Here is a 24,484-nt window from a genome sequence, read left to right as displayed (position 1 = left end):
GATGCTGTTTAAGTATTTTCGGGTTTCTATTTTAATATTGAAACCAAAGCCTGAACACCTGGTTCAGTAAAATTTAAAATCCATGTTGGGTGAACACCACCTATAATGACCAAGGCACAAAGCGGAATTAAAACCCATTTCTCTGCCGCACTTAAATCTTCAAAATCTTTTGTGATGCGAGAAAAGTTACCAAACATTGTCTTTTGAATCAGACGCAATGTATAAACAGCACCTAAAATAATGGTGATTCCTGCTACAATACCTATGATCATGTCATGATCAAATACGCTTTTCAAAAGTAAAAATTCTCCAATGAAACCATTGGTTAATGGTAAGGCTACTGACCCTAAACTTAGGATGACGAAGGCCACCGTCAATACATATGAGAATTGAGTGATACCGCCTAACTGAGCAATTTCCCTTGATTTTGTCCTTCTTTCGATAATTTCAATGATGAAGAACAAACCTACGATGTTGATACCATGGGATAACATTTGGTATAATGCTCCTTGAATACCTTCCACGCTTTGACTCAAAATACCAGCAGACATAAGACCAACGTGAGCAAAGGATGAGTAAGCCAATAAACGTTTGGCATCTTTTTGTTGAATCGCAATGATGGAGCCATAAATGATTCCGATCACAGAAAGGATGATAGCTGTATTACCCCATGTAATGATGCCCAAAGGGAACATGGGCAAAACCAAACGAATTAAACCATAGGTACCCATTTTTAACATGATTCCCGAAAGAAGCATGGTGGCCTGGGTCGGTGCTACCGTGTATGTGTCAGGTTGCCAGGTATGAAATGGGAAAATGGGCATTTTGATGGCAAAAGCAATAAAAAAGGCAAGAAATAAATTACCTTGAATATGCTCAGGCAGCATGGTGGCAGTTTGATACAAGGTTTCAATGTCAGATGAATGACTTCCCGGAGTAGCTAAATACACATAAATTAAGCCAATCAATAAAAATAAGGATCCAAATAAGGTGTAAACAAAGAATTTGAACGTGATCACATTTTTGTTTTCACCTCCATAAATGGCAGCCAAGAAATAAATGGGTAATAAAGAGGCTTCAAAGAAAAAGTAGAACAAAAAGGCATCTTTAGCCAAAAATGCTCCCATCAAGGCAGTTTGCATAGCAAGCATTAATCCTTGGTATTGTGTATTATTGGCCTTATCCGAATTGGCTGTAGTGGCCACAATGAAGGGGACCATCAGCGCGCAAAGACCTATTAAAATTCCATTCACACCGTCAACCCAAAGGGAGAAAGAAATGCCTGCTTCCTCTATCCAGGGTTTAGTGAAAACCAAACCATTTTCAGTTGCAGCGGCATCTTTCAATACTAAGATGGTTGCGACTAACTCAATGATAGATGCTGCCAGCGAGATAATGAATGCTTGTTTAGGCTTGGCTACCAAAAGAATGGCGCCTATCACAAGTGGGAAAAAAAGTATAAATAGTAAAGACATACCTTATTATTTCAAAGATGAATTATAATATTCGTGAGCGAAGTGTTAAAACTAGGATAAGCGCAATGGATACGACCATCATAAAAATATAGTAACCTACATTTCCAGTTTGGGCTCTTCTAATTTCATCAGACGCTGTTTTAACTGTTTTACCTACACCCTCCACGATTAAATCAATCACTAAGAAATCAATAACCTGGGCAAAGAAATTAGATAATACTTGGATAGGACGAACAAATAGGATATCGTACAACTCATCTATGTAAAATTTACGATAAATGATTTTCTGGATACCTTGAATGGATTCGTCATTTCCAGGTACAGCTTTTTGAATTCCAAAATAATAGATGGCTAACATAGCAGGCAGGAATGCGGCCAACAAGGGAGCACCCATTTCTAAACTAAAGAAAGATACTTCGCCAGCTACATGTGGCTCAGGTAAAATGGGAGCTAACCAATGAGCTAAAAATTCATTTCCACCCGCAAAATGAGGTAAATTGATTAATCCTCCACCTACGGAAAATACTGCTAAAATGATTAACGGGAAAGTCATGCTCCAAGGTGACTCATGCAAATGATGCGCTTGCTTTTCTGTTCCTCTAAAGTCTCCCCAGAACGTCAAGATAAACACACGGAACATGTAGAAAGAAGTTAAGGCTGAACCTAATATGGCTAAGCACCACATCGCAAAATCATGGTGATATAAGGCAGCTAATATTTCATCTTTGGAAAAGAAACCTGCAAATGGAGGAATACCTGATATGGCAATTGTGCCTAGAAGAAAGGTAATGTAAGTGATAGGCATTTTACTTTTCAAGCCACCCATTTTACGAATATCCTGCTCATCTGACATGGCATGAATAACAGAACCAGCTCCTAAGAATAACAATGCCTTGAAAAAAGCATGTGTCATGACATGAAAGAAAGATGCAGTGTAAGCAGAGGCGCCTAAACCCATGAACATGTAACCTAATTGAGAAACGGTTGAATAGGCCAATACTTTTTTGATGTCATTTTGGAATAAACCAATCGCAGCTCCTAATAAAGCTGTGGCTAATCCTATCCAGCCTACAAAATGTAAAACTTCAGGGCTTAATTCAAATAAGGCATTAGCGCGAATCACCATATAAATACCTGCAGTCACCATTGTAGCCGCATGTATCAAGGCAGAAACAGGTGTTGGACCCGCCATGGCATCGGGTAGCCAAGTAAACAATGGGATTTGTGCGGATTTACCCATGGCACCAATAAATAAACAGAAAGCAATTAAGCCTATGTTACCCACCTCAGTTCCGTCTTTTATGGTAGAGAAAATCGTTTGATAGTCGGTTGTGCCAAATTCTTGAATCAATAAAAATATACCTAGCAAAAAGCCTAAATCGCCTATTCTATTCATTATGAAGGCTTTTCTAGCGGCATCTCCATAACTATTCTTTTGATTCCAAAATCCGATTAATAGATAAGAACACAAACCTACCCCTTCCCAACCAATGAATAATACGGTGAAATTGGCACCTAAAACCAAAATCAACATGAAGAAGATAAAGAGATTTAAAAAGGAGAAAAATTTGCCAAAACCAGCATCATGTGCCATATAGCCCATGGAATACAGATGAATGAGTGTGCCTACTCCTGTAATCACTAATAACATCATGATGGATAAAGCATCGATTTGAAAAGCAAATGGAATGCTTAAATCAGCTACTTTAATCCAATCGGCTAATTGAATAATTTGTGTCTGACCATCAAAATTTAAAAATAGCTGAAGTGAAATTACAAATGCCACCAAAGGAGGGATGGTTCCCACGATTCCAGCGATTGATTTCGATAATTTCGGATAAGCCAAACCATTGATGGCAAAACCAATCAGTGGTAAAAGAGGAATTAATAGAAGTAATGACATAGTCGAATATGCGATGAAATTGTGCTGAAATTAATTTTTTAACTTATTAAGCACACCAATATCGATGCTTTGAATGTTACGATAAATCATAACGATAATCGCCAATCCTACCGCTACCTCAGCAGCAGCTACGGCCATAATAAAAAAGACAAAAATTTGTCCAGAAGGATCTGAATAATACGATGAAAATGCTGCCAGCAATAAATTTACGGCATTGAGCATCAATTCTATCGCCATAAATACGATGATGGCATTTCGGCGAGTAAGTACGCCTAATATTCCTATGCAAAATAATGCTGAACTCAGCATGATGTAATTTGTCAATGGAATGGTACGTATTATTTCTGGTATGGACTGCATGGTAAAAATGTAATGGTCAAATAAACAAATTGCCTATTCAATCGAATGCTTTTATGCGGGGCAAAAATAGGAAATAAACTGACAAAATAGAAATTATCTGGGGGTCTAACGCTGAAAACCTTTTAATTTAATTTCAGTTAATTTTCGTTTGGTATCCATCGGGAAATCACCTTTCATCATCCAATCATAATAGGAAGGATCGGTTTTCAAAACATCGGCAATGGGTCTTCCAATGTATTTGCCAAAGTTAAATACGGCTACTTGGTCTTTATTATACACCATTCGGTTCGCAAAATCAATGGAATTGGAAGCACTAAGCTGATGTAAAACAGCCACATCATTCTGAATCGGGTAATATTCATTTCCCTCCGCATCTTTCATCGCTGTATTTTTATAATGCTTTACTTGAGCATTTAATACTTCCAAAGTAGCTAGGACATCCGCTTCCGCACCGTGAGCACCGATCAAATCTTTTTGGCAATAAAACTTGTATGCTGCAGTTAAATTGCGCGGTTCCATCATGTGAAATATACGTTGTGCATCAACCAAACGGCGGTTTTTTGTATCAAAATCCACATCACTGCGTAGAAATTCCTCAACCAACATGGGTACATCAAACCGGTTAGAATTAAAACCAGCTAAGTCGCAGCCTTCTAAAAACTGCGCCATGGATTTAGCAATTTGCTTGAAATTGGGTTCGTCTTTGACATCCTCATCATAAATACCATGAACCAAAGAAGCTTCCAATGGAATGGGAATACCTGGATTTACACGTCTTGTTTTGATGTCGACCGTGCCATCTATGTTAGCTTTAGCTATGGAAATCTCCACGATTCGATCTTTTTGTACCTGTATTCCGGTTGTTTCTAAATCAAAGAAGGCAAGCGGTTTGGTTAATTTCAGTTGATGCTCCATAGTATATTGCTCATAAAGGCTTCGCAAAGGTAAATGATTATTACCTTTGTTGGATGATATTTCAGCCTAAAGCCATTTTTTTTGATTGGGACCATACTTTATGGGATCATGATCGAAATTCTCAAGAAGTAATTCTTGATTTAATTGAGGAATATGGTTTAAATAAACAAAGTCCCTTATCTGTTTCAGCTATTTGGGATACCTATCAAAAAATCAATACCGACTTGTGGGACGACTACCAACAAGGCTTGATTTCTCAAAGTGAATTAAGAGAATCTCGTTTTTTGCGGTTTTTTGAAGCTATTGAGGTGCAAGGTCCATCGGAGGAGTTTTCGGAACAATTTTTATATAGAACGCCCCGTAAAACCCATTTGATGGATGGGGCCAAGGAATTAATCGAAGCATTATCTCCCCATTATCCTTTGTATATTTTAACGAATGGCTTCGAAGATATACAACATATTAAAGTTGCCTCTTCTGGTTTAGGTCATCATTTCAAGGAGTTAATTACCTCTCAAGGGGTAGGAGCCAAAAAGCCTGAAACGGCCTTTTTTGAACATGCACTTCAACGTGCGAACTGTTTAGCTCATGAAGCGCTGATGGTTGGGGATAATTGGCATGCCGACATTCACGGGGCCAATCAAGCAGGGATACCTGCTATCCATTATAATTTGGCGGATGCTTCCGAAGCCATTTGGCAAATCTCTGATTTAAAGCACGTAAAAAATCACTTGGAACTTTATTCGAACAGGGATAATTGATTGTCATTGGCCTTCCGGTCAAATATCTTTTTATCTCGAATGAATTTTTTGTTTTCTTCTAAAAAGGAAATAAAGCTCTCAATTTGCTGATATAATGGGTTGAAATCTACGGATTGCAATGGATACGATTCTACATAGACATCTTTGAAGTCGGTTATAACATAATCCAACTGCTCAATTCCGTATTTCTGAAGGCCTAATAAGTACAGATTTTGATGATTTTTGGTAAAACGTCCAGGTTCATAAAAGGATGTACTTTTTAAATCAAAGGCCGTTTTTTCTCCTACGCCATCGACATAACCATAAATCATGGCATTTTTATAACGAGATTCTACATAAAACTGAGTTTTATATTTGTTGGGTAATAACTCCCTCGCTTTGTCGATAACGCCTTCTTGAAATAATTCCTCTCCTTCTCCTAAGGTCACAGCTCTTTCAAAATCTACGCCTTTTTTTTGCGCAGCTGTTGTTGGTTTTTTAACCCGATTAATACGTTCAATCATCTCGATTTCATCAACAATGATCTTGCCGTTCCCATCTCGGGATTGATTTAAATATAATGCGTAAGAATTGAGTAGGGTAGGGTATAAACGATACAGCATAATGCAATTTATCCAATTTCAAGTCGAGATACAATCTCGTTTCCTAATAAGTGCTTTTCAGTAATTTCAGCTACGTCTTCTATTTGTACATTACCATAAAATACCCCTTCTGGATATACGACCATGCTAGGACCTTTACCGCAGAAGTCTAAACATCCGGCTTTTTGGATTCTGATTTTTTTATCACTTCCCGATTCTGCCCATTTGGCTTTGAAGGCTTCTACTAAGGCCATGCCATGTTCTGAACTGCAACATTTTTTAGGGGCTGGTTTATCATTGGTGCAAATAAATACGTGTTTTTCGAAATGCATAGTTATTAATTTAAATGTATAACCACCGGACAGTGGTCTGAATGTTTTACTTCGGGTAATATTTGAGCATACGAAATTCGATCTCGCAAGGATTCACTAACTAAATGATAATCAATACGCCAACCTAGATTTTTAGCTCTAGCTCCAGCTCGGTAACTCCACCAGCTATAATGGTGTGGTTCTTGGTTGATATGGCGAAAGGAATCTACAAATCCTGAATTAATAAAATTTTCCATCCATTCCCTTTCCTCCGGTAAAAATCCTGAACTATTGGCATTCGATTTCGGATTGTGGATGTCAATGGCCTTATGGCAAATATTATAGTCTCCTGATATAATAAGTTGAGGAATTTCAGTTTTTAGTTGATGGATGTATTGGTGAAAGTCGGCCAACCAAGTCATTTTAAAATCTTGTCTTTCTTCTCCACTGGAACCAGATGGCATGTAGACACTCATGATGGAAAATTCCTCAAAATCAGCTCTCAAAACTCGACCTTCGGCATCATATTTCTCAATACCACAACCTACTGTGACTTGTTTGGGAGGAATTTTAGACCAAATGGCAACTCCCGAATACCCTTTTTTTTGTGCAGAATGCCAAAATATTTGATATCCTAATGCTTCAATCTCCGATGTGTCTACCTGATCAATATCGGCTTTTAGTTCTTGCAAACAAATGACATCCGGGCTCTCCGCTTTCAGCCAATCAACAAAACCTTTTTGAATGGCTGCTCTAATTCCATTGACATTGTAGGATATAATTTTCATGGGCTAGGCTTGTTCTGAACTGAATACTTCTGATTTGAAATACTGTATGATGTGAGCTTTGATAAGAATTTCCTGTTCTTTTAAAGGCATTTGAGGGACCGCCTGGACTAAATTCCAATGTGGCCAACCATCTGCATCTAAGCCTTCTAAGGTGTAAAATCCACTAAAACTTAAGACTTTGCAGGTAGCAATGTGCATTAAATCTTGTTTTTGTTCTTTGCTAAATGTGGCATGACCCTTGCCCAATTCTTGTACGCCTATCAAAAAAAGGACGGAATCAACATCCGCTGGTCTTTTATTAAATTGGGTTTCGAGGAAATCAAGAATTTGATTCCATTCTGAAGTAACGATGCTTGGTTCAAAATCCATGGCTAAGCGAGGAACATTTAGTTCTGCAAAGCTACTTTGAATTTAGCAGATTCAAGCACTGCTTGCTGACCTTTTGGGTTATTAGCGATTAGAATTAACTCGCCTTCTATGTAATTCGATGTGATTTTGGTGATATTGACACGACCAACGCCATTCTTAACACCTTCTTTATTGGGTAAACTAGATTCAAAGAAATTATTTTTATCCTGGTAGTTATCCAAGTTTTTAATCAAGTTTCCAATGTTGGAAATTTCCCCATCTCCAGGAATAAAATACGTCCCAGGGCCTTTGACTTTGAAAATCTTCAGATAGACCGACTCCAAACTATTTTCTTGCGTACAAGTAAGAGTTAAAACAGGATTTCCCATTTCATTTTTTACTTGGGCCTCTATATTTTTTGTTTCAATTCGGTGATAATTTTCATCATCGAACACAATTTTACCTGCAAAATAGCCGGGTTCAACGGGTTTTTCAGAAAAGGAAGATTGGTAACTGAACATGAAGACCACGATTCCTAAACCTGCATACAAGATGTTGATAGGGTATTTCACGAATGACAAGATGAAGCCCCCAATAGGATTTTTATCAATATTCTGCCAAAATCGGACTTTCCATGAAGTAGATTTGTTCATACTTTTTTTGGCTTAACAGGTAGAAACAGGAATGTTGAGAAGAAAATCAGCTACAAAAATATTATAACTATACTGATTTGCCAAGATTTAGTTCAATAATTAACACAAGATTTATTAAGTGGTTATTTTTTTATTATTGGATAGAATTGTAAATCAATTGGTAAATTTGAAAACTGTTAATCAAATTATTAGTTATAAGGGTTGTGCAAATGAAAGAGGATCTTGATCAATCTGTCGTAAAATATCGGTTTATTAATGGGAGAACCGAAAAAAGAAATTTTAAAAAAATGAAGTCTTTTTCTATTCCTTCTTTATTTAAAAGTGAACTGATTAGTCGGATCAAAGAGGTGCGCCGTTTGGGAGATAAGCTAAAAAAGAATTTTCAACCTTCCATCCTTGATTTTGGGCCTGTCGAGATTTTACTTTCCCGTCATTTTGGATTTTGTTATGGGGTAGAAAATGCAGTAGAAACTGCCTACAAAATCATTGAAGATAATCCTCAGAAGCGTATTTTTCTGCTTTCGGAGATGATTCACAACCCAGCTGTCAATGCAGACCTATTGGAATTGGGGGTGAAATTTGTTCAAGATACCTACGGAAATCAATTGGTGCCATGGGATACCTTAACCAAGGATGATATTGTCATTATTCCAGCGTTTGGTACAACCTTGGAAGTTCATGCCATTTTAGATAAAATTGGTATAGATTTATATGCATACGATACCACTTGTCCATTCGTGGAAAAAGTGTGGAACAGAGCAAGTCAAATTGGACAAAATAAATATACCGTAATTGTGCATGGAAAGCCTAGCCATGAGGAAACTAAGGCTACTTTTTCCCATTCTCAGGTGGTTACTCCAACGCTTATTGTCAAAGATTTAGAACAAGCGAAACGCCTTGCTTATTACATCCGTCAGGAAAAAACACCCCAAGAGTTTTATGAGGAGTTTGAAGGTCAGTATTCTCAAGGATTTGACCCACTTACTGATTTAACTCGAATTGGTGTGGTAAATCAAACGACCATGTTGGCGGTGGATACGCAGGAAATTGTAGAGTATCTAAAAGCGGAGATTATTCGTTTTTATCAATTGGAGCCGCATCAAATTACCGCCCATTTTGCGGATACGCGAGATACCTTGTGTTATGCGACCAATGACAATCAAAGTGCTACTTATGGTTTAATTGCAGAAGAAGCTGATTTTGCGATCATTGCTGGAGGGTATAATTCTTCAAATACATCGCATTTAGTGGATTTATGCCAAGAAAAGTTACCGTCATATTTTATTAAATCAGCGGAAAAATTGATTTCAGAAAAAGAAATTCTTCATTTTGATAATAAAAAGAAAGAAGAGATTTTCATTCAAGGCTATATTCCTCAAAAAACCAAAGTAAGGGTTCTTTTAACTTGTGGAGCTTCTTGCCCGGATGCCGTTATAGAAGAAATTCTTCGAAAATTGGTATCTTTTTTCCCCGATGCTCGGGATGTAGAAGAAGTGGTAGAAAACTGGGCTTTGACTCAGGTTTAGTTCAAATATGAATCTAAAATTTTATTGACAGCCGGAAGATATCCCTCTCCGAATAGGTTAACGTGTACCATTAATGGGTACAAATTATAAAGAGGTATCCGTTCGTGAAAGCCTTTAAGGATAGGAAATGACTCATGGTAGGCTTCGTAGAATTCTTTTTCAAATCCTCCAAACATGGTAGTGAAGGCTATTTCTGCTTCTCTTAAACCAAAGTAACAAGAAGGGTCCACCAAGCTCACTAGTCCATCTTGGTTAACCATAGCATTGCCAGACCATAAATCTCCATGCAATAAGGCTGATTGCTCATTGGGAATAATGGATGGAATTTTATCATAAAGTTTTTCAAAAGCCTCCGTTATAGCACCATCAATTTTTCTATGATAGGCAGCGGTTTCTACTTGATATTTCAAACGATTTTGAATAAAAAATGAAACACCATCAGTTTTCCAGCTATTCACTTGCTTGGCTGCACCAATGAAATTATCATAGTCTAAGCCATGCCCTTTAGTAGTATTTGTCTGATGTAATTGAGCTAACTTAATTCCAAAATCACTCCAATAATTGTCTTTTTTCTCGGCTGTTGGAATACATTCCATGACGAGGTATTCTTTTTCATCCATTTGGCCCTCCCCCAAAACTTGAGGAACAGGAATGGTGCCTGTGGAGGCTATTAAGCTTAAATTTTTAGCCTCAGCTTGAAATAATCCTTGGTGGTCACCTTGGTTCCATTTGATGAAATATTCACCCTGAGCAACCTTGACACGAACTGCCAAATTGAAATTTCCTCCATAGAAAAATTGAAAATCCTCCATCTTGCCGATATCACCTAAATTTTGGCGGAGAATACTTTCAATAAATTGATACTGTTCTTGTGATTGTTGCGACATGTTGGAGTCAATATTCTTCAAAAATACCAAAATAGAAACTCATGGACAATTTTATTTTGTTCATCACATGAATGGTATGCGTGCGAAAATTTGTATTTTCAAGTTCTGACTAGCACTGATTACAAAACCCGTGTCCAATCCGCTTCAAATTCAATTACGAAAATACCACCAACAACTTTCGCGAAAGGAGTTGTGGAGAGCATTAATTCTGGCTGCTATTTGGATTTTGAGCTTAGCTATTTTCTTGATTTTGCTCGAATATGTAGCTTGGTTTTCTTCTACCATTAGGGGGATATTTTTGTATGCATTTTTTGTCGGATCTCTAGGTATTTTTCTGTTTTTTGTTCGAATACCCCTTTGGGATTTGTTTCGGCCTTTGGCTCAAAAAGATTACTATCGACTTGCCATAAGTTTGGGTCAATTTTTACCCAAGGAGCATGCTGATGCATTAATTAATGTCCTTCAGCTCCAAAACCAGGTACCCGATCATTCCATGGAATTGTGGCAAGCAGCAATTGAAGAAAAACAAGCCTTTTTGCAACAATATCGCTGGGAAGAATTCATTCAATTATCCGAGTTGAAGAAATCATTTTTCTTGTTTTTAGGACTTTTTGCCCTGTTGGGAATGGGGCAAATTACTTTCCCTAATTTATTTAGAAAGCCGAGTTTACGAATTTGGAACTACTCATTTCATTATCCGAAAGAATTACCTTTTGATTTTGTCCTGATTAATAAACCATTTCAAGCCGTTGCTGGTGAAAACACCGAATTTTTGGTGGAATTAAGAGGGAAAAATTTGCCGAGTGATTTGTTTTTACATTGGGATGGCGAGCGAATTCCTTTGAATCCTACGGAAAAGCCACATCAATTTAGAGGAGTTATTCCCCCAGTTCAAGTAGAAAAATGGTTTCAATTTGAGGCAGGAGGCTATTTTTCAGAGCCTCAGTTATTGCCTGTTGTTCATCGTCCAGGATTAAAAGAAATGACCATTCATTTGATTTATCCACCGTATTTAAAAAAGGCCAAAGAAACCATTCATCAGGCAATCCCATTAAAAATACCTGAAGGCACAAAGGTGACTTGGGAGATGACCTCTGAAAGTGCCCAAAATTTAGGCATACAATTTCAAAACCAAGCGAAAGTAGAGTGGGCTGAGCCTAATTTTTTAAAGACGATTTATCAATTAACCAAGACGATTAATCAAAATAGCAGCTATCAAATTGTTGCTCAGAATGCTCAAATGCCAATACAAAAAAGTGTCATGCAACCTATTGAGGTTATTTTTGACCAGAAACCTAGGCTAGAAACCCAATGGTTGGAAGATACACTGTATTACCGTTTTAGGGTGCTGAATGCATTGGTCGAGGATGATTATGCTTTAGGTCAAATGCGATTGTCATATCAAATAAAAAAGAAAGATGCGTCTAGCTTGTCTGCTAAAAAGGTGAAATGGATACCCATGCAATCAGGGGCTAAAAGATTGGAGGTAGAATACATTTGGCGCTTAGATTCATTGGGATTACAGCCAGGAGATCAGGTACAATATCGAGTAGAAGTGTCAGATCAAGATGGCCTTCATGGGCCTAAATGGACTCAAACCGGCTTACAGATTTGGGAATTTCCTGATGTAAAGCGACTGGAAAAGAAAATGGATCAGCAGGCGGATTTGGCCGAAAAGCAGGTATTAAATTCCTTGCAAAAAGCCCAAAATATGAAGCAAGAAATCAATGAACTGACCAAGCGAGTACAGCTGGGCAAAGAGGTTGATTTGAAAGCTTTACAAGAAGTCCTAGACAAAGAGACGGCATTAAAAAAGACCATAGAAGAGCTGAAAAAGATGCAAGAACAGTGGATGGGACAGCAAATGAGTTTTCAACAAGTGGACCCTGCTTGGATGAAAAAGATGGAAAATTTGCAGAAAATGATTTCTCAACTGTGGGATCCTGAAATGGAAAAACGCAGAGATGCACTTTTGAAAAATTGGGAAAAAGAGTCGGCTACTCTTTGGCAAAAACACTTGGATCAAATGCGGAACCAAGGGAAAAACATGGAGCGTGAATTGGAGCGTTTGCAACAATTCTATCAAGAATTAAAAGTGGAAAAGATGTTGGATGAATCTATTTCACGATGGAATGAATTAGCTAAAAAACAAGAGGCATTAAGTGAGAAAAACCAAGATAAAAACGAACAAGATTTAGCCAAGCAGCAAGAGGCACTAAATAAGGAGGTGGAAGAGGAAAGGAAAAAGTTGGATGAAATTGCCAAAGAAAAAAAGGAAATCCCTGGAGAACAAGATTTGGATAAGGAGGAGAAGCTGCAAGAGGAAATGGAAGAGAATTTAGAAAATGCCGAGGAGAATCTGAAGAATAAGCAGTCGAAGCAAGCCCAAACAAATCAGAAGAAAGCTGCGGAGAAAATGAAAAAATTGGCTAAAAAATTAGAAGAACAGCAGGAGCAGCAAGAATCCATGGAAGTGGCTTTGAATTTAGCACAGCTTCGGTTGTTGATGGAGGATTTATTACAACTTTCTTTTGATCAGGAGCGAATTATGAAGGCCTATAAAAAGATTCCTGCAGGCGATGTAGCGGTAAGACAAATAGCTCAAGAACAAAATAAATTGGGAGAGATGGCCCATATTTTGGAAGATAGTTTGATTTCATTAGGGAAAAAACTGATGCCTTTGTCCCAAACTATTACCAAGGAAACGGCCAACATGAAACAGAGGATGCAAGAAGCTTCCCGCATGATGAAAGAACGTAAGTGGGATATTGTTCCAGTAAGGCAGCAAGAAGCTATGGCCGCAACCAACCAATTAGCGGTTTTACTTTCCGATTTGTTACGGCAAGTACAAGACCAAGCGGCCCAAGCAAAATCGGGTAAAAAGGGTAAGTCCAAAGGAAATTCAAAAGGGAATTGGGGGCAAAGGCAACAGCAATTAAATCAAAAGGCAAGAAAAATGGGCTCTCAGCCCATGATGATCACGAATGAGGAATTGATTAAAATGGCTGAGGAGCAAGCGCAGATCCGACAAGAAATGGAACAAAAGTTAAATGAATTACAAGGTCAGCCAGGAAATCAAGGATTACAAAAATCTTTATCGGATTTAATCAAAGATATGGACAAAAATGAATCAGATTTAGTGAATAAGCGCCTGAATAATTCATTCCAACAGCGACAAGATCAAATGCTCCCAAGGCTTATGGAAGCTGAAAAAGCCTTAAAAGAACAAGGTGAAGATCCCAAAAGAGAATCGAAGACGGCCTTACAAAAATGGAAAGAAAATCCTCCACCCAATTTAATTCCATTCCTCAAAAAACAAAAGGAGAATAGGGATCTATTCCAAAATGTGCCGGTAGACCTTTTACCATATTATCAACAAAAGGTATTGCAGTATATGGAGAAGATTAAGCAAAAATTAAAATAAGTTGCCTAACGCTGGCAAGGTTCCAAACCTTGACAGCGTTGTCAAAACGAATGAGATTTTGTTCTTATTGTCCAACAACTTGATAATCAAAATTTTGGTGTGAATTCCCGGTATTAGTTATTGTTTCTTCTTAAATAAAGGAACTGTACTACATGGTTCACCAAAGAATAAGCTTTTTACAATCGGTTGTAGTTTCTGGGAAATCTGCACATAAGCGTCCGTTGGAACGGATTCTTTGGAGCATCCTTTGATAACGACACGTGCTCCCTCTAAATCTTCTGTGGGCAATTCATCGATACATTGTTTGAACAATGTTTTTTCTAAATCTTCTAGGGTGCCGAAAACAATCGTTTTAGCATATGGACTCAAGTGAATGCTTAATAACATGAATGCCCAAGTAGGAATAATGGCATCATTACTGCATCCCACAGCTACATGTTTGTCTTGGTAAAAGGCCCAATCATGTTCTGCTAAAAAGCTTCGGAAGTCTTTTTCCTTTAATACGAGTTCCATGAATAACTGCGACTTAATGTCCAGAAATACTCGTTCTCCCGGAACACGCATTTCTTCCAAATCCAATTGAATTAGACCGCTTTGTTTTACTCGGTTAACAATTTCTTCTTCCATTATAATGCTTTGTTTCTAGGCTGTGTACCCATGAATTCTTTCAAATAATCGGGTTCAAGAATAACTAAATCTTGGAAGTTTTTGTTCAAAAATGCCTGATATGCCAACTTTCCCATATATTGTGCTTCAGGAAACATTGGATCAATTTCAAATTCAATATCGGGGTGCTGAGATATATTTCGCCATTTTTCAGCCCCATTACCGAAGGCAAGCAAAGGAGAACCTTGTAATTCCGCAAATGACTGTTCATCAAGAATGACAGCTTTGGAGGCTTGAATTTCTTCTAAATTTTCCCATTCATAACAAGCTGCATAAACCTCCATTCGGCGGGCATCTAGCATGGGCAAAAGTCTTACATGCGGCTGTTTCTTTTTAGACATTCTGAAACCTTCAGCCAATATTTTTAATGTAGGTAGTGCAATTAAGGGTAAATCTAAGCCAAAACATAATCCCTTGGCAGTTGCTAAACCGATGCGTAAGCCCGTATAGGATCCTGGCCCCACAGAAACGGCTAAACAAGATAATTGGGATAGGGTGAATCCATTTTCTTGTAGCAAAGATTCGATTAAGACAGTTAATTGCTTAGAATGCCCTCCCTCTTCTACAATTAATTTTTGAGCAATTAATTCCCCGTTTTGATGAATAGCAACAGAACAAGTTGGAGTGGAGGTTTCAATACTGAGAATCAAGTTCATACTTATTTTCCGGCCAAAATCGATTGAAAACGATTACTCTGTTCAAATAATTTTAAAGCTTCCCGAATGGAAGGGTCTTTAGAAAATGACCACTCATTTATCCCTTTTTGAAGGTAATAATGCTGGACAATTTCTTGTTCCAAAAGGGTGCTAATATCTGATTGATAGGCTGTCAATTCCCGATCTATATTAGAGGCCCATTCCCTTCTGAAGTTTTGTAGAGCTGGTTCCATGCTCGCATAGGATTTGTCCTTTTTAGCTAATTCACTTATGACATGAAACTGCTTTTCAATCTGGCTTTCAAATTTGAAATTTTGTTTTTTTAACCAAGCACAAAAGGCTTGATAATCTGTGGAATTCAAGCTGAAATCCTTGGCAGGCGGAATACTCGGGTGAGTACTACGAAAAAAACATGCATACAAGAAAATCATATGTTGCTTTTGTAGCGCATTGGTGAAGGGTGATGTACTGATCCTTTCTACCGTAATATCAGGCGTAATCCCTCCACCATCAACCACTTTACGGCGATTTTTGGTATAAAAAGTTTTACTATTGGAATCTTTGAGTGCAACCGCACTACCATCTGGATTTCGATGTTGATAATCAATGGCTTGAATACAGCGACCGCTTGGAATGTAATATTTTGCCGTTGTTATTTTCATTTTGGTACGGAAAGGCAAATCGCGGGTTACTTGAACAAGCCCTTTCCCAAAACTTTTTTGACCAATTAATACAGCTCGGTCGTAATCCTGCATCACGCCAGCCACAATTTCCGAAGCAGAAGCAGAATGATTATTAATTAGAATAATTAAGGGTAAATCTGGTTCAGTGCTAGGATTTAGTGCATTATAAGTTTTGTTCCACTCTTCAACTTTCCCTCGTGTGGAAACAACCTCTGAGTCTTTTGGAAGAAAAAGATTGCAAATGTCCACTGCTTGGGTCAAAAGCCCCCCCGGATTTTCCCTTAAGTCTAAAATTAATTTCTTCATGCCCGCTTGTTTCAAACTTTGCAAGGCATTTTTTAATTCTTTGGCTGCAGAGGCATTAAAATCCTCTAATAATATATAACCTACTCCAGGTTGAATGATTCCCGAATAGACTACATTTTTAATTTGAACAGTTTCCCGATTAATATTAATTTCTTGCGGAATGCTTTGCCCATTTTTTATAACCTTAACCACTATTTTAGTTCCAGCTTGTCCACGCAATAACTTAGATGGATCTGCTTCCGGTTTATCAGATAGGGCTATACCATTCACAGAAATAATTTGGTCGCCTATTCCCAAACCTGCTTTTAAGGCAGGGCTGTTTTCTTCAATGAATGAAATGCGGTAAGTATCATTGATTTCAGCCAAAACAATTCCAATTCCCTGATATTTACCAGTGGTCATGGTTAAGAAATCTTCTAGCTCATCTTCCGGATAAAAAACGGTATATGGGTCAAAACTTTTCAATAAGGCATCAATGGAAGTTTTAACGGCTTGATTGGGATTAACTTCATCGACATAAAACTTATTTAACTCCTTGAATACAGAAGCATATATATCTAGATTTTTAGCAATCTCAAAGAATCGATCTCCCGGGGAATTTAATGCTAAAACGCCAAGTATACTGATTCCTGAAAGAGAGGCGATGAGCCATTTTTTGATGGTCTTAGGCGATTTCTGTGGCATCTTTTTTGGTATTGCTAAATTCTTGCAAGACTTGTTGCATTTTTTTATTGATCTTTTCAAAAGACTCAATTGTAGAAGCAATATAAACAAAAGCCAGAAAATCTGGCAATTTCTCTTTGCCTTCTCCTATATGAAATCCTTTATTTAGGCGATATGCTTCCCGTATTCTTCTCTTGATGAGATTTCTATCTACCGCTTTTTTGAATTTCCGTTTGGGTACCGAAATGAGAATTTGAGGAAATTCCAATGGCTGAGGGCCGAATTGATATAAAACTCGAAAAGGATAGACAAACCGTTGTGCTACGATTTGACTATCCTTTTGGAATAGTGAATCTATGATTTTGACTTGCGTAAGTCGCTCGGATTTTTGAAAAGTAAACTTCACGGCATAAAACTTGTTGTACAACTAAGTTAACCCGAAATCTTCTTTCCTAAGATCTAAGGCTTATTTTCCTCTCTTCTCGTCAGAAACTGAAAGTTTGTGACGACCTTTAGCGCGACGTGCTGTTAACACACGACGACCATTAGCTGTAGACATACGCTCACGGAATCCGTGCTTATTTTTTCTTTTTTTAACCGAAGGTTGAAAAGTTCTTTTCATTTCTTTAACATTTAAATATTCGAAACTGATTCGAATTGGGTTTGCAAAGGTACAAAAAAAATATTTTTAACAAAGCCCTAAGTATAAAAAAATAGAAAGAGTTTTTTAGCGGGGGATTTAAGCCCAATTAATTTTTCATTTGGTTTTAGTAATCCTACCCCAAGGACCATATGCTCGTAATTATTCCCAATTTCATTCGACAATCTATATCTTTGTGAAATCTATGCATTTACCCAAGGTTTCCATCATTACTGTTTGTTATCAATCTGCTGCTACTCTCCGACAAACCATCGAGAGTGTCTTGGCACAGGATTATCCTAATGTAGAATATTGGGTGATTGATGGAGGTTCAAAAGATGAAAGCCTGTCCATTCTCAAGGAATACGAAGGAAGGATTCACTATATCTCGGAAAAAGATCATGGGATTTATGATGCCATGAATAAAGGAATAGATCGAATAACAGGTGATATTGTAGGTATGATTGGTGCAGATGATTTTTATCCAAGCAAGGATGTTATTTCTTCTGTGGTCAATTGTTTTGAAGAAAAAGGAACCGATACTGTTTATGGAGATATTCAATTCGTAGATCCAATCAGCGGGGCGTTGGTTCGTTTTTGGTCAGCCGGTGAATACCAACGCAATAATTGGTTGTGGGGCTGGATGCCTCCTCATTTATCCTTTTATGCTAAAAAATCAGTGTATGATGAAATTGGGTCATTTAGAACCGATTTTACATGCGCTGGGGATTATGATTGGATGCTGAGAGCCTTATATAAAGCAAAAAAAACGGCAGCTTACTTGCCAAAAACCTTGATGACCATGCGAAATGGAGGCACGAGTACGGCTTCTTGGAAACATCGTTTGGTGGCTAATCTAGAAGATCGTCAAGCATGGAAAGATAATGGACTTCAACCTTACTTTTTTACTTTGTTCCTTAAGCCCGTTCGTAAGATATTTCAATTATTTAATTCGGAGAAAAAAGCAAGAAGGCCAGTATAGGCTTTCATAAGCGTATTGCTTTTGAAAATTCAGTGAACTTTTAGTCTATTTTGACCATAAAAAAAGGTCTTCATATTGCTATAAAGACCTTTTTTTCGGAATCTGAAATCATTAAACTTTGATTTCAACATCAACTCCTGATGGTAATTCCAATTTCATCAACGCGTCCACAGTCTTAGCTGAAGAAGAGAAAATGTCAATTAAACGCTTGTAAGTGCATAATTGGAATTGCTCACGCGCTTTTTTGTTCACGTGTGGTGAACGCAAAACAGTGAATTTCTCAATCTTAGTAGGAAGTGGGATAGGGCCAGAAACAACTGCTCCTGTGGCTTTAACCGCCTTAACGATTTTTTCAGCTGACTTGTCAACCAATGAATGGTCGAAAGATTTCAACTTGATGCGAATTTTTTGATTCATATTGTTTGGTTCATTAAGTGAATAGGAAGCGAAAGAACCATTTACTCCGTTTCCCATACTAGTTAGATGCAAAGGTAAGTCAATTTTCTAAACTAGCCAAGAACTGGTAAGCGATTAGTTGTCAGGTATTTTGTTAAATGACTTGCCATGTTATGACTTGATTGAAAAATGGCTTTACTAGCTAATCACTAATCCCTCAACACTAATCCCTTAAACTAATCTCTCATCTCTAGTTGAATTTCTGTCTTTTTAGGGCCTTTTCTTTCGCTTGTACAAAAGCAGTTGCATGGCTTTGGTATAAGATAGGATCTAATTTTTTCAATTGATTCATAGCCTCTTCTGCATAGCTTATTTCTCCTTGTTGGAATGCCTCTAAGATATAAAGTGGATAGAACTCAGCTCGATCTTCATTCCACTGGATGGCCGCCAAAGTTGCCTGATATGCCTCTTGATGCTTATTGGATTGGTGAAGCAAGGGCAAGGCTTGTTGCAAAATCCCTAAACTAAATGGATAAGATTGAATAGCAGCAAGGGCTTGTGATACATTATTTAATTTGACTTTAGCTTTTACTTCTAAAAGTTGTTTTTTCCAATGAGAAAGAATAAATCGATATTCTTGCGCCTTGATATCATTTTCTTTCTGCATGAGTAAATCCAATTTGTTTAGGGCTCTCAATGGGTGTTGATGGTAATAGTCTTGCCAAGCATCCAAGAAGGCTATTTCAGGAAATTTTTGTAGCCACTGGGGGTCTTTGAGATAATTCTGAATGGGGTAAACCAAAGATCTGCCTTGAAAAAATAGGCTAGCATTGAATAGTAAGGCAAAATCTCGAACATCCAATTGGGCTTCCTTTGTATCCTGAGCAAAATTTGCAGGTAGTTCTTTTTTATTATTCCAAAAACGTGCAAGTAAATTGCTCTGGACTGCATGATCACGACTTAAAGACCAACTTTCTAAATCTTCCTTGCTAGCTAATTTGCTTCCATGGCGTACATCAAAATACATCAGGTTGGTCCAATTTATGCTGTTTTTGGGGGCTAATTCTTTGGCTAAAACCAAGTAATATGCTGCGGAATCAATTTGTTTGATTTGCTCATAAACCCGACTGAGCTGCGTTGCGATTTGAGAGCTCTGGGGAAATAGTTGGTATGCTTTTTTGAGCGTAAATAGGGATTCAAACCATTGATTTTCATTGCCATAAATATTGGCCAAGGCAACAAAACTTTTCTCTCTGGGATGTCTTATTTGACTGGTCTGCAAATAATAGGCTTGTTTTTCCGTATCACCAGCAGCTTGAGAAATACGTGCCAAACTCAAATTGCTTTTTTGATTGAGCTTACTATGTATCATAGAATTTTTATAGGCCAATTCTTCCAAAAAACGATCGCCAACAAAATGTTCCACATCACCTTGCTCATTGTAATAAGCAGCAACTACCTGATGCCAGGCTGTGCCTTGACGGGCAAATACCCAGGATACGCAAAGGATAAACACCCCGATTTGAATTAAATAAATCGGGATAAAATGGGCCTTGTGTACCACCTTATAAATGGGCAAATTATTTTGAATGGGCTCTTTGAAATTAGTCCATAAAAAAACAGGGTAAAGTATTGCCATGGAAAGATGGGTCATCAGGGTCCAACTCTCTATGGCCCGAATCCCGACTTCATTATTATTCCATAAAATTGGAATTAAAACCGAATGACTTAGTAAAAATAGCGCGCCAAATAATTTCTGATTTAAGGGTGATTCATATCGAAGGATTCGAAACATGCCCAGCGCCATACTGATTTCAAAGATGATGAAGGCTGGGACATACAAGGTGGAAGTCCACATGCCCCATAAATTCCCCATGCTCAAAATGAGGTTAATGCCATAGAACAACATAAATCCAGTAAATTTCTTTTGGCTAGATTTTTTATCGGGACTATGAGAAATTTCTAGAAGAAATGATGGGATTGCTGAACTAGATAATACGGTAAGCAATGCCATGGACACGAATGCTAGGCAGATCCAAGGGCTATGAAAAAAGCTAAGCCATGCCCCAATTTCCAAATTCGAATTTCTCAAAAACAAGATACCCACCCACAGAAATAGCCCCAATAGGATTTGTCGCCATGAAACTTTTGACCAGACTTGAATGAATTGTCCCAGCCAGGCCAAACCCAGCATAGCCATGAGGCCCCCTATGACCATTGGCCAAAAATTAGGGGCTATGGTTTGAACATAATAATGTTGGCGAACCAAAAAAATCGTAGAGGATATGGGTTCTCGTGATTCTGGGAATAACGAAACTGTTTGAGGGATTAATTCACTGACTTCCTCCCAGTCCAAGGCCTCCATTCCGCCCCAAATGTATATTCCTAGGCAAATGGTGCTAAGTAGGGTGGAAAAGATAAACCAAATAGTAGGTATATGATCAGTTCGTTGTTTCATGAATTGGAAAAAATAGACAGTGGCTACATAACGTAAATTTCTGCATAAACTTTAATTCATTCAAAGAAAAGGGCAGATATCGACAAAAAATAGCAAAAAAATACAAACTTCGGTTTTGCTAATTGGAATTTACCGACTAATTTTGCAATCCGAATGTTTATAGCATTCGATTCAATAACAATTCTTAGTTTTTAAGCTAACAAATTTATTTTTCAAATGGCAAACGCAGTTAATAAAGGAAAAGTAGCTCAGGTAATTGGCCCCGTAGTCGATGTAAGCTTTGAAGGTGAAGGCTCTCACTTACCAGCTATCCTAAATGCACTTTCTGTTACCAAAACCAATGGTCAGGAACTTATCTTAGAAGTTCAACAACACTTAGGAGAAGATCGAGTAAGAACCATTGCGATGGAAGGTACGGAAGGACTTCAACGTGGACAAGAGGTAATTGACAAAGGAACACCGATGACAATGCCAACGGGTGATGGAATTAAGGGCCGTTTGTTTAATGTAGTTGGAGAAGCCATTGATGGTATTACTCAGCCAAAATCAGCTGGTGGATTACCCATTCACCGTTCTGCTCCGAAATTTGACGAGTTAGCTACTACTACAGAAGTTTTATTTACAGGTATCAAAGTAATCGATTTATTAGCTCCATACGTAAAAGGAGGTAAAATTGGTTTGTTTGGTGGTGCCGGTGTAGGTAAAACAGTATTGATCATGGAGTTGATCAACAACATTGCGAAGGCATACGAAGGTTTGTCAGTATTTGCAGGAGTTGGAGAGCGTACTCGTGAAGGAAATGACTTATTACGTGAGATGATTGAATCTGGCGTTATTAAATATGGTGAGGAGTTTAAGCACGCGATGGAAGCTGGTGAGTGGGATTTGACGAAAGTGGATGAAAACGAATTAGTTAAATCACAAGCAACCTTAGTGTTTGGTCAAATGAACGAACCTCCAGGAGCACGTGCTCGTGTGGCTTTGTCAGGTTTGACAGTTGCAGAACACTTCCGTGATGGTGATGGAGAAGGTCAAGGTCGTGATATCTTATTCTTCATTGACAACATCTTCCGTTTTACTCAAGCGGGTTCTGAGGTATCAGCCTTGTTAGGTCGTATGCCTTCAGCGGTAGGTTATCAGCCAACTTTGGCAACAGAGATGGGAGCGATGCAAGAGCGTATTACATCTACAAAACGTGGATCTATTACTTCAGTTCAGGCGGTTTATGTACCTGCGGATGACTTGACTGACCCGGCTCCGGCAACAACCTTTGCTCACTTAGATGCTACCACCGTACTTTCGCGTAAAATTGCGGAGTTAGGTATTTATCCAGCGGTGGATCCATTGGATTCTTCTTCACGTATTCTTTCTGCGGAGGTTTTAGGAGCTGCGCATTATAATACAGCTCAACGTGTTAAAGAAATTTTGCAACGTTACAAAGAGTTACAAGATATCATTGCTATCCTTGGATTGGATGAATTATCGGAAGAAGATAAATTAGTAGTATCTCGTGCTCGTCGTGTTCAACGTTTCTTGTCTCAACCATTTTTCGTGGCTGAACAATTTACAGGCTTAAAAGGCGTTTTGGTAGACATCAACGATACCATCAAAGGTTTCAATGCCATCATCGACGGTACTTACGATCACTTGCCTGAGGCAGCGTTCAACTTAGTAGGTAGCATAGAAGATGCCATAGAAAAAGGTGAAAGATTGTTGGCAGAAGCTGCAAAATAAAAAATAGATATGTTTGTAGAAATTATTACACCCGACCGTAAAGTGTTTTCCGCAGAAGCTTCTGTGGTTACTTTGCCTGGCGTTAATGGTTCCTTTCAAATTTTGAATGATCACGCAGCTTTAGTTAGTACTTTGAAAAAAGGCTTACTAACGGCCGACAAAGAATCATTTGAAATTGAGGGAGGAGTTGTGGAAGTATTAAATAATAAAGTGCTTATCCTTGCAGAAGGCGTTAATTAATTCCATGAAAAACTTAGCCATTGTATTTTTTGCTGTAGTCCTTTTAAGTAGTTGTTCACAACAAGCTTATTTGACTGGTTCTTTGATGACTTTGATCAAAGAAAACCAACTTCCTTTAGAGAAGATTCAGTTTTATAATGACAATGCCCTTTTTCTGGAAAGAGAGTTGAATGCCTCTGATGCCAATGTCAAATCTGGTAAGATTATATTAATCAATGGTAAGTCGATCAATCGCGTGACATTAGAACAACAAACTCCTGGTGTTTTGGTAAAACAGGCAAATGATCGCTTATTAATTTCCTTTGAAGCAGGAGCTGGCGAAGAAAAAAGTTTGCATTTCGGACCAGTGGTTGGTGAAAGAGGAGAATATTATTACCAATTGGTTGATGATACAGGAAGTCCAACTTTTTCTCGCTTGAGTTACGATGGAAATAAGTACTTACTCTATAACAAAAAGAAAGTTCGTTTGATGATTATGAAGTCTTCTTTCTCCGGTTTAAAGGTGAATAGCAAAAGAATGCGCGGTAATCGTGTGAGATAATCATAAATATTTAGGAATTTTGAAAATAGGATGCTTGCATCCTATTTTTTTTTGTTTCATTTTTACGTAATGGTATGCAAGCATACTAAATAAGATTTTTACTATGAAAGCAGAAAGTACATTTGATTTTCAAATTAAATCAGCCTGGTATGCCATCAGTCGCATGTATAATACATACGCCGCTCAATTTGACATGTCCATGGCTATTGGTTATGTATTACTGCATATTGACAAGGATGGCACTCCAGCTACCAAAATTGCTCCGGCTTTAGGATTGGAAGCCAGAAGTCTAACCCGTATGTTGAAAACCTTGGAAGATAAAAAATGGATAAGGCGAGAGACTAATTATGCTGACAAGCGCGTTGTAAAGATATTCTTGACAGACCTAGGTAAGAAAAAAAGGGATGTGGCGAAACAGGGGGTTATTTTATTTAATGAAAAATTATTTGAGCGAATTGGTGCCGAACAGGCTCAAGAGTTCTTCAAGGTAATACAATCGATTAATCAGTTCTTGGATGAAGATGCAACAGAAATTCTTCAAGCGCTAAATCAAAAGGTATAATTACACGCATCAACAAACATTGAAA

The 24,484-nt window shown here is 37.9% G+C and carries 25 protein-coding genes; 8 read left to right on the top strand and 17 right to left on the bottom strand.

Annotation, left to right across the window (positions count from 1 at the left end; all coding sequences use genetic code 11):
• Positions 1-26: 26 nt before the first annotated feature.
• The 4 genes from SKC36_RS08785 to SKC36_RS08770 all read right to left on the bottom strand — a co-directional run bounded on the left by SKC36_RS08785 (position 27) and on the right by SKC36_RS08770 (position 4,653).
• The gene (locus SKC36_RS08785; protein WP_459465628.1) at positions 27-1,475 is read right to left on the bottom strand and encodes a complex I subunit 4 family protein; all 1,449 of its coding nucleotides are present in this window, start codon (positions 1,473-1,475) and stop codon (positions 27-29) included.
• Positions 1,476-1,497: 22 nt separating this feature from the next.
• Positions 1,498-3,378 (bottom strand): NADH-quinone oxidoreductase subunit L, encoded by a 1,881-nt coding sequence (gene nuoL, locus SKC36_RS08780; protein WP_459465627.1) that lies wholly within the window; start codon positions 3,376-3,378, stop codon positions 1,498-1,500.
• Positions 3,379-3,408: 30 nt separating this feature from the next.
• Positions 3,409-3,738: an NADH-quinone oxidoreductase subunit NuoK gene (gene nuoK, locus SKC36_RS08775; RefSeq protein WP_109324234.1), complete on the bottom strand. Its 330-nt coding sequence runs from the start codon at positions 3,736-3,738 to the stop codon at positions 3,409-3,411.
• Between the two features lie 105 nt (positions 3,739-3,843).
• Positions 3,844-4,653 carry an exonuclease domain-containing protein gene (locus tag SKC36_RS08770; RefSeq protein WP_459465626.1) on the bottom strand — a complete coding sequence of 270 codons (810 nt, stop codon included), beginning with the start codon at positions 4,651-4,653 and terminating at the stop codon, positions 3,844-3,846.
• A 53-nt stretch (positions 4,654-4,706) separates the two neighbouring features.
• On the opposite strand from SKC36_RS08770, the gene SKC36_RS08765 reads away from it, so the two are divergent.
• A complete protein-coding gene (locus SKC36_RS08765; RefSeq protein ID WP_459465625.1) occupies positions 4,707-5,414 on the top strand; it encodes a YjjG family noncanonical pyrimidine nucleotidase in 708 nt (235 codons plus the stop codon).
• Here the strand turns inward: SKC36_RS08765 and SKC36_RS08760 are convergent.
• From SKC36_RS08760 to SKC36_RS08740, 5 genes are read right to left on the bottom strand one after another with little or no spacing between them, the layout of a single operon-like run.
• Positions 5,393-6,016 (bottom strand): hypothetical protein, encoded by a 624-nt coding sequence (locus SKC36_RS08760; protein WP_459465624.1) that lies wholly within the window; start codon positions 6,014-6,016, stop codon positions 5,393-5,395. The genes SKC36_RS08765 and SKC36_RS08760 overlap by 22 nt on opposite strands.
• Before the next feature lie 8 nt (positions 6,017-6,024).
• Positions 6,025-6,327: a (2Fe-2S) ferredoxin domain-containing protein gene (locus tag SKC36_RS08755; protein WP_459453959.1), complete on the bottom strand. Its 303-nt coding sequence runs from the start codon at positions 6,325-6,327 to the stop codon at positions 6,025-6,027.
• Positions 6,328-6,332: 5 nt separating this feature from the next.
• The gene (locus SKC36_RS08750) at positions 6,333-7,094 is read right to left on the bottom strand and encodes an exodeoxyribonuclease III (RefSeq protein WP_459465623.1); all 762 of its coding nucleotides are present in this window, start codon (positions 7,092-7,094) and stop codon (positions 6,333-6,335) included.
• Between the two features lie 3 nt (positions 7,095-7,097).
• A complete protein-coding gene (locus SKC36_RS08745; protein ID WP_459453961.1) occupies positions 7,098-7,463 on the bottom strand; it encodes a hypothetical protein in 366 nt (121 codons plus the stop codon).
• Positions 7,464-7,480: 17 nt separating this feature from the next.
• Positions 7,481-8,095, bottom strand: coding sequence for a hypothetical protein (locus SKC36_RS08740; RefSeq protein ID WP_459465622.1), 615 nt, complete (start codon positions 8,093-8,095; stop codon positions 7,481-7,483).
• Between the two features lie 209 nt (positions 8,096-8,304).
• On the opposite strand from SKC36_RS08740, the gene SKC36_RS08735 reads away from it, so the two are divergent.
• Positions 8,305-9,621, top strand: coding sequence for a 4-hydroxy-3-methylbut-2-enyl diphosphate reductase (locus tag SKC36_RS08735; protein WP_459465621.1), 1,317 nt, complete (start codon positions 8,305-8,307; stop codon positions 9,619-9,621).
• Here SKC36_RS08735 and SKC36_RS08730 read toward each other — a convergent pair.
• On the bottom strand, positions 9,618-10,508 hold the full coding sequence (locus tag SKC36_RS08730; protein ID WP_459465620.1) for a fructosamine kinase family protein: 891 nt from the start codon (positions 10,506-10,508) through the stop codon (positions 9,618-9,620). The genes SKC36_RS08735 and SKC36_RS08730 overlap by 4 nt on opposite strands.
• Before the next feature lie 130 nt (positions 10,509-10,638).
• Here SKC36_RS08730 and SKC36_RS08725 point away from each other — a divergent pair, with 130 nt between their 5' ends.
• Positions 10,639-13,932: an Asp23/Gls24 family envelope stress response protein gene (locus SKC36_RS08725; protein ID WP_459453965.1), complete on the top strand. Its 3,294-nt coding sequence runs from the start codon at positions 10,639-10,641 to the stop codon at positions 13,930-13,932.
• A 117-nt stretch (positions 13,933-14,049) separates the two neighbouring features.
• On the opposite strand, the gene SKC36_RS08720 is transcribed toward SKC36_RS08725, so the two are convergent.
• From SKC36_RS08720 to rpmH, 5 genes are read right to left on the bottom strand one after another with little or no spacing between them, the layout of a single operon-like run.
• A complete protein-coding gene (locus SKC36_RS08720) occupies positions 14,050-14,559 on the bottom strand; it encodes a DUF2480 family protein (protein ID WP_459453966.1) in 510 nt (169 codons plus the stop codon).
• Positions 14,559-15,254 (bottom strand): tRNA (adenosine(37)-N6)-threonylcarbamoyltransferase complex dimerization subunit type 1 TsaB, encoded by a 696-nt coding sequence (gene tsaB, locus SKC36_RS08715; RefSeq protein WP_459453967.1) that lies wholly within the window; start codon positions 15,252-15,254, stop codon positions 14,559-14,561. Before tsaB ends, SKC36_RS08720 begins: the two co-directional genes overlap by 1 nt.
• A 2-nt stretch (positions 15,255-15,256) precedes the next feature.
• A complete protein-coding gene (locus SKC36_RS08710; protein WP_459453968.1) occupies positions 15,257-16,927 on the bottom strand; it encodes a S41 family peptidase in 1,671 nt (556 codons plus the stop codon).
• The gene (gene rnpA / locus SKC36_RS08705; RefSeq protein ID WP_459453969.1) at positions 16,908-17,312 is read right to left on the bottom strand and encodes a ribonuclease P protein component; all 405 of its coding nucleotides are present in this window, start codon (positions 17,310-17,312) and stop codon (positions 16,908-16,910) included. Before rnpA ends, SKC36_RS08710 begins: the two co-directional genes overlap by 20 nt.
• Positions 17,313-17,372: 60 nt before the next feature.
• Positions 17,373-17,528, bottom strand: a complete 156-nt coding sequence (rpmH, locus tag SKC36_RS08700; RefSeq protein WP_109324196.1) for a 50S ribosomal protein L34 — start codon at positions 17,526-17,528, stop codon at positions 17,373-17,375.
• A 223-nt stretch (positions 17,529-17,751) separates the two neighbouring features.
• Between rpmH and SKC36_RS08695 the strand changes: the two genes are divergently transcribed.
• On the top strand, positions 17,752-18,528 hold the full coding sequence (locus SKC36_RS08695; protein WP_459465619.1) for a glycosyltransferase family 2 protein: 777 nt from the start codon (positions 17,752-17,754) through the stop codon (positions 18,526-18,528).
• A gap of 111 nt (positions 18,529-18,639) precedes the next feature.
• On the opposite strand, the gene rpsJ is transcribed toward SKC36_RS08695, so the two are convergent.
• Together rpsJ and SKC36_RS08685 are read right to left on the bottom strand one after the other, a co-directional pair.
• A complete protein-coding gene (gene rpsJ / locus SKC36_RS08690) occupies positions 18,640-18,945 on the bottom strand; it encodes a 30S ribosomal protein S10 (protein ID WP_130895342.1) in 306 nt (101 codons plus the stop codon).
• Between the two features lie 229 nt (positions 18,946-19,174).
• A complete protein-coding gene (locus tag SKC36_RS08685; protein ID WP_459465618.1) occupies positions 19,175-21,382 on the bottom strand; it encodes a tetratricopeptide repeat protein in 2,208 nt (735 codons plus the stop codon).
• 216 nt (positions 21,383-21,598) lie between these two features.
• Between SKC36_RS08685 and atpD the strand changes: the two genes are divergently transcribed.
• From atpD to SKC36_RS08665, 4 genes are all read left to right on the top strand, one after another.
• Entirely contained in the window at positions 21,599-23,116 is a 1,518-nt protein-coding gene (atpD, locus tag SKC36_RS08680) for a F0F1 ATP synthase subunit beta (RefSeq protein ID WP_459453972.1), read from the top strand.
• 9 nt (positions 23,117-23,125) lie between these two features.
• Positions 23,126-23,356, top strand: coding sequence for a F0F1 ATP synthase subunit epsilon (locus SKC36_RS08675; protein ID WP_109324192.1), 231 nt, complete (start codon positions 23,126-23,128; stop codon positions 23,354-23,356).
• Between the two features lie 4 nt (positions 23,357-23,360).
• Positions 23,361-23,897, top strand: a complete 537-nt coding sequence (locus SKC36_RS08670) for a hypothetical protein (RefSeq protein ID WP_459453973.1) — start codon at positions 23,361-23,363, stop codon at positions 23,895-23,897.
• Positions 23,898-24,000: 103 nt separating this feature from the next.
• Complete coding sequence (locus tag SKC36_RS08665) at positions 24,001-24,459, top strand: MarR family winged helix-turn-helix transcriptional regulator (protein WP_459453974.1); 459 nt, start codon at positions 24,001-24,003, stop codon at positions 24,457-24,459.
• Positions 24,460-24,484 lie beyond the last annotated feature (25 nt).

Source organism: Aquirufa sp. OSTEICH-129A, assembly GCF_054558355.1.
This window is presented reverse-complemented; position numbering and strand designations above follow the sequence as displayed.

Coding starts and splice junctions, on each gene's coding strand:
- SKC36_RS08785 (WP_459465628.1), bottom strand. CDS start 1,475: ATGTCTTTACTATTTATACTTTTTTTCCCACTTGTGATAGGCGCCATT.
- nuoL (WP_459465627.1), bottom strand. CDS start 3,378: ATGTCATTACTTCTATTAATTCCTCTTTTACCACTGATTGGTTTTGCC.
- nuoK (WP_109324234.1), bottom strand. CDS start 3,738: ATGCAGTCCATACCAGAAATAATACGTACCATTCCATTGACAAATTAC.
- SKC36_RS08770 (WP_459465626.1), bottom strand. CDS start 4,653: ATGGAGCATCAACTGAAATTAACCAAACCGCTTGCCTTCTTTGATTTA.
- SKC36_RS08765 (WP_459465625.1), top strand. CDS start 4,707: ATGATATTTCAGCCTAAAGCCATTTTTTTTGATTGGGACCATACTTTA.
- SKC36_RS08760 (WP_459465624.1), bottom strand. CDS start 6,016: ATGCTGTATCGTTTATACCCTACCCTACTCAATTCTTACGCATTATAT.
- SKC36_RS08755 (WP_459453959.1), bottom strand. CDS start 6,327: ATGCATTTCGAAAAACACGTATTTATTTGCACCAATGATAAACCAGCC.
- SKC36_RS08750 (WP_459465623.1), bottom strand. CDS start 7,094: ATGAAAATTATATCCTACAATGTCAATGGAATTAGAGCAGCCATTCAA.
- SKC36_RS08745 (WP_459453961.1), bottom strand. CDS start 7,463: ATGGATTTTGAACCAAGCATCGTTACTTCAGAATGGAATCAAATTCTT.
- SKC36_RS08740 (WP_459465622.1), bottom strand. CDS start 8,095: ATGAACAAATCTACTTCATGGAAAGTCCGATTTTGGCAGAATATTGAT.
- SKC36_RS08735 (WP_459465621.1), top strand. CDS start 8,305: ATGAAAGAGGATCTTGATCAATCTGTCGTAAAATATCGGTTTATTAAT.
- SKC36_RS08730 (WP_459465620.1), bottom strand. CDS start 10,508: ATGTCGCAACAATCACAAGAACAGTATCAATTTATTGAAAGTATTCTC.
- SKC36_RS08720 (WP_459453966.1), bottom strand. CDS start 14,559: ATGGAAGAAGAAATTGTTAACCGAGTAAAACAAAGCGGTCTAATTCAA.
- tsaB (WP_459453967.1), bottom strand. CDS start 15,254: ATGAACTTGATTCTCAGTATTGAAACCTCCACTCCAACTTGTTCTGTT.
- SKC36_RS08710 (WP_459453968.1), bottom strand. CDS start 16,927: ATGCCACAGAAATCGCCTAAGACCATCAAAAAATGGCTCATCGCCTCT.
- rpmH (WP_109324196.1), bottom strand. CDS start 17,528: ATGAAAAGAACTTTTCAACCTTCGGTTAAAAAAAGAAAAAATAAGCAC.
- SKC36_RS08695 (WP_459465619.1), top strand. CDS start 17,752: ATGCATTTACCCAAGGTTTCCATCATTACTGTTTGTTATCAATCTGCT.
- rpsJ (WP_130895342.1), bottom strand. CDS start 18,945: ATGAATCAAAAAATTCGCATCAAGTTGAAATCTTTCGACCATTCATTG.
- SKC36_RS08685 (WP_459465618.1), bottom strand. CDS start 21,382: ATGAAACAACGAACTGATCATATACCTACTATTTGGTTTATCTTTTCC.
- atpD (WP_459453972.1), top strand. CDS start 21,599: ATGGCAAACGCAGTTAATAAAGGAAAAGTAGCTCAGGTAATTGGCCCC.
- SKC36_RS08675 (WP_109324192.1), top strand. CDS start 23,126: ATGTTTGTAGAAATTATTACACCCGACCGTAAAGTGTTTTCCGCAGAA.
- SKC36_RS08670 (WP_459453973.1), top strand. CDS start 23,361: ATGAAAAACTTAGCCATTGTATTTTTTGCTGTAGTCCTTTTAAGTAGT.
- SKC36_RS08665 (WP_459453974.1), top strand. CDS start 24,001: ATGAAAGCAGAAAGTACATTTGATTTTCAAATTAAATCAGCCTGGTAT.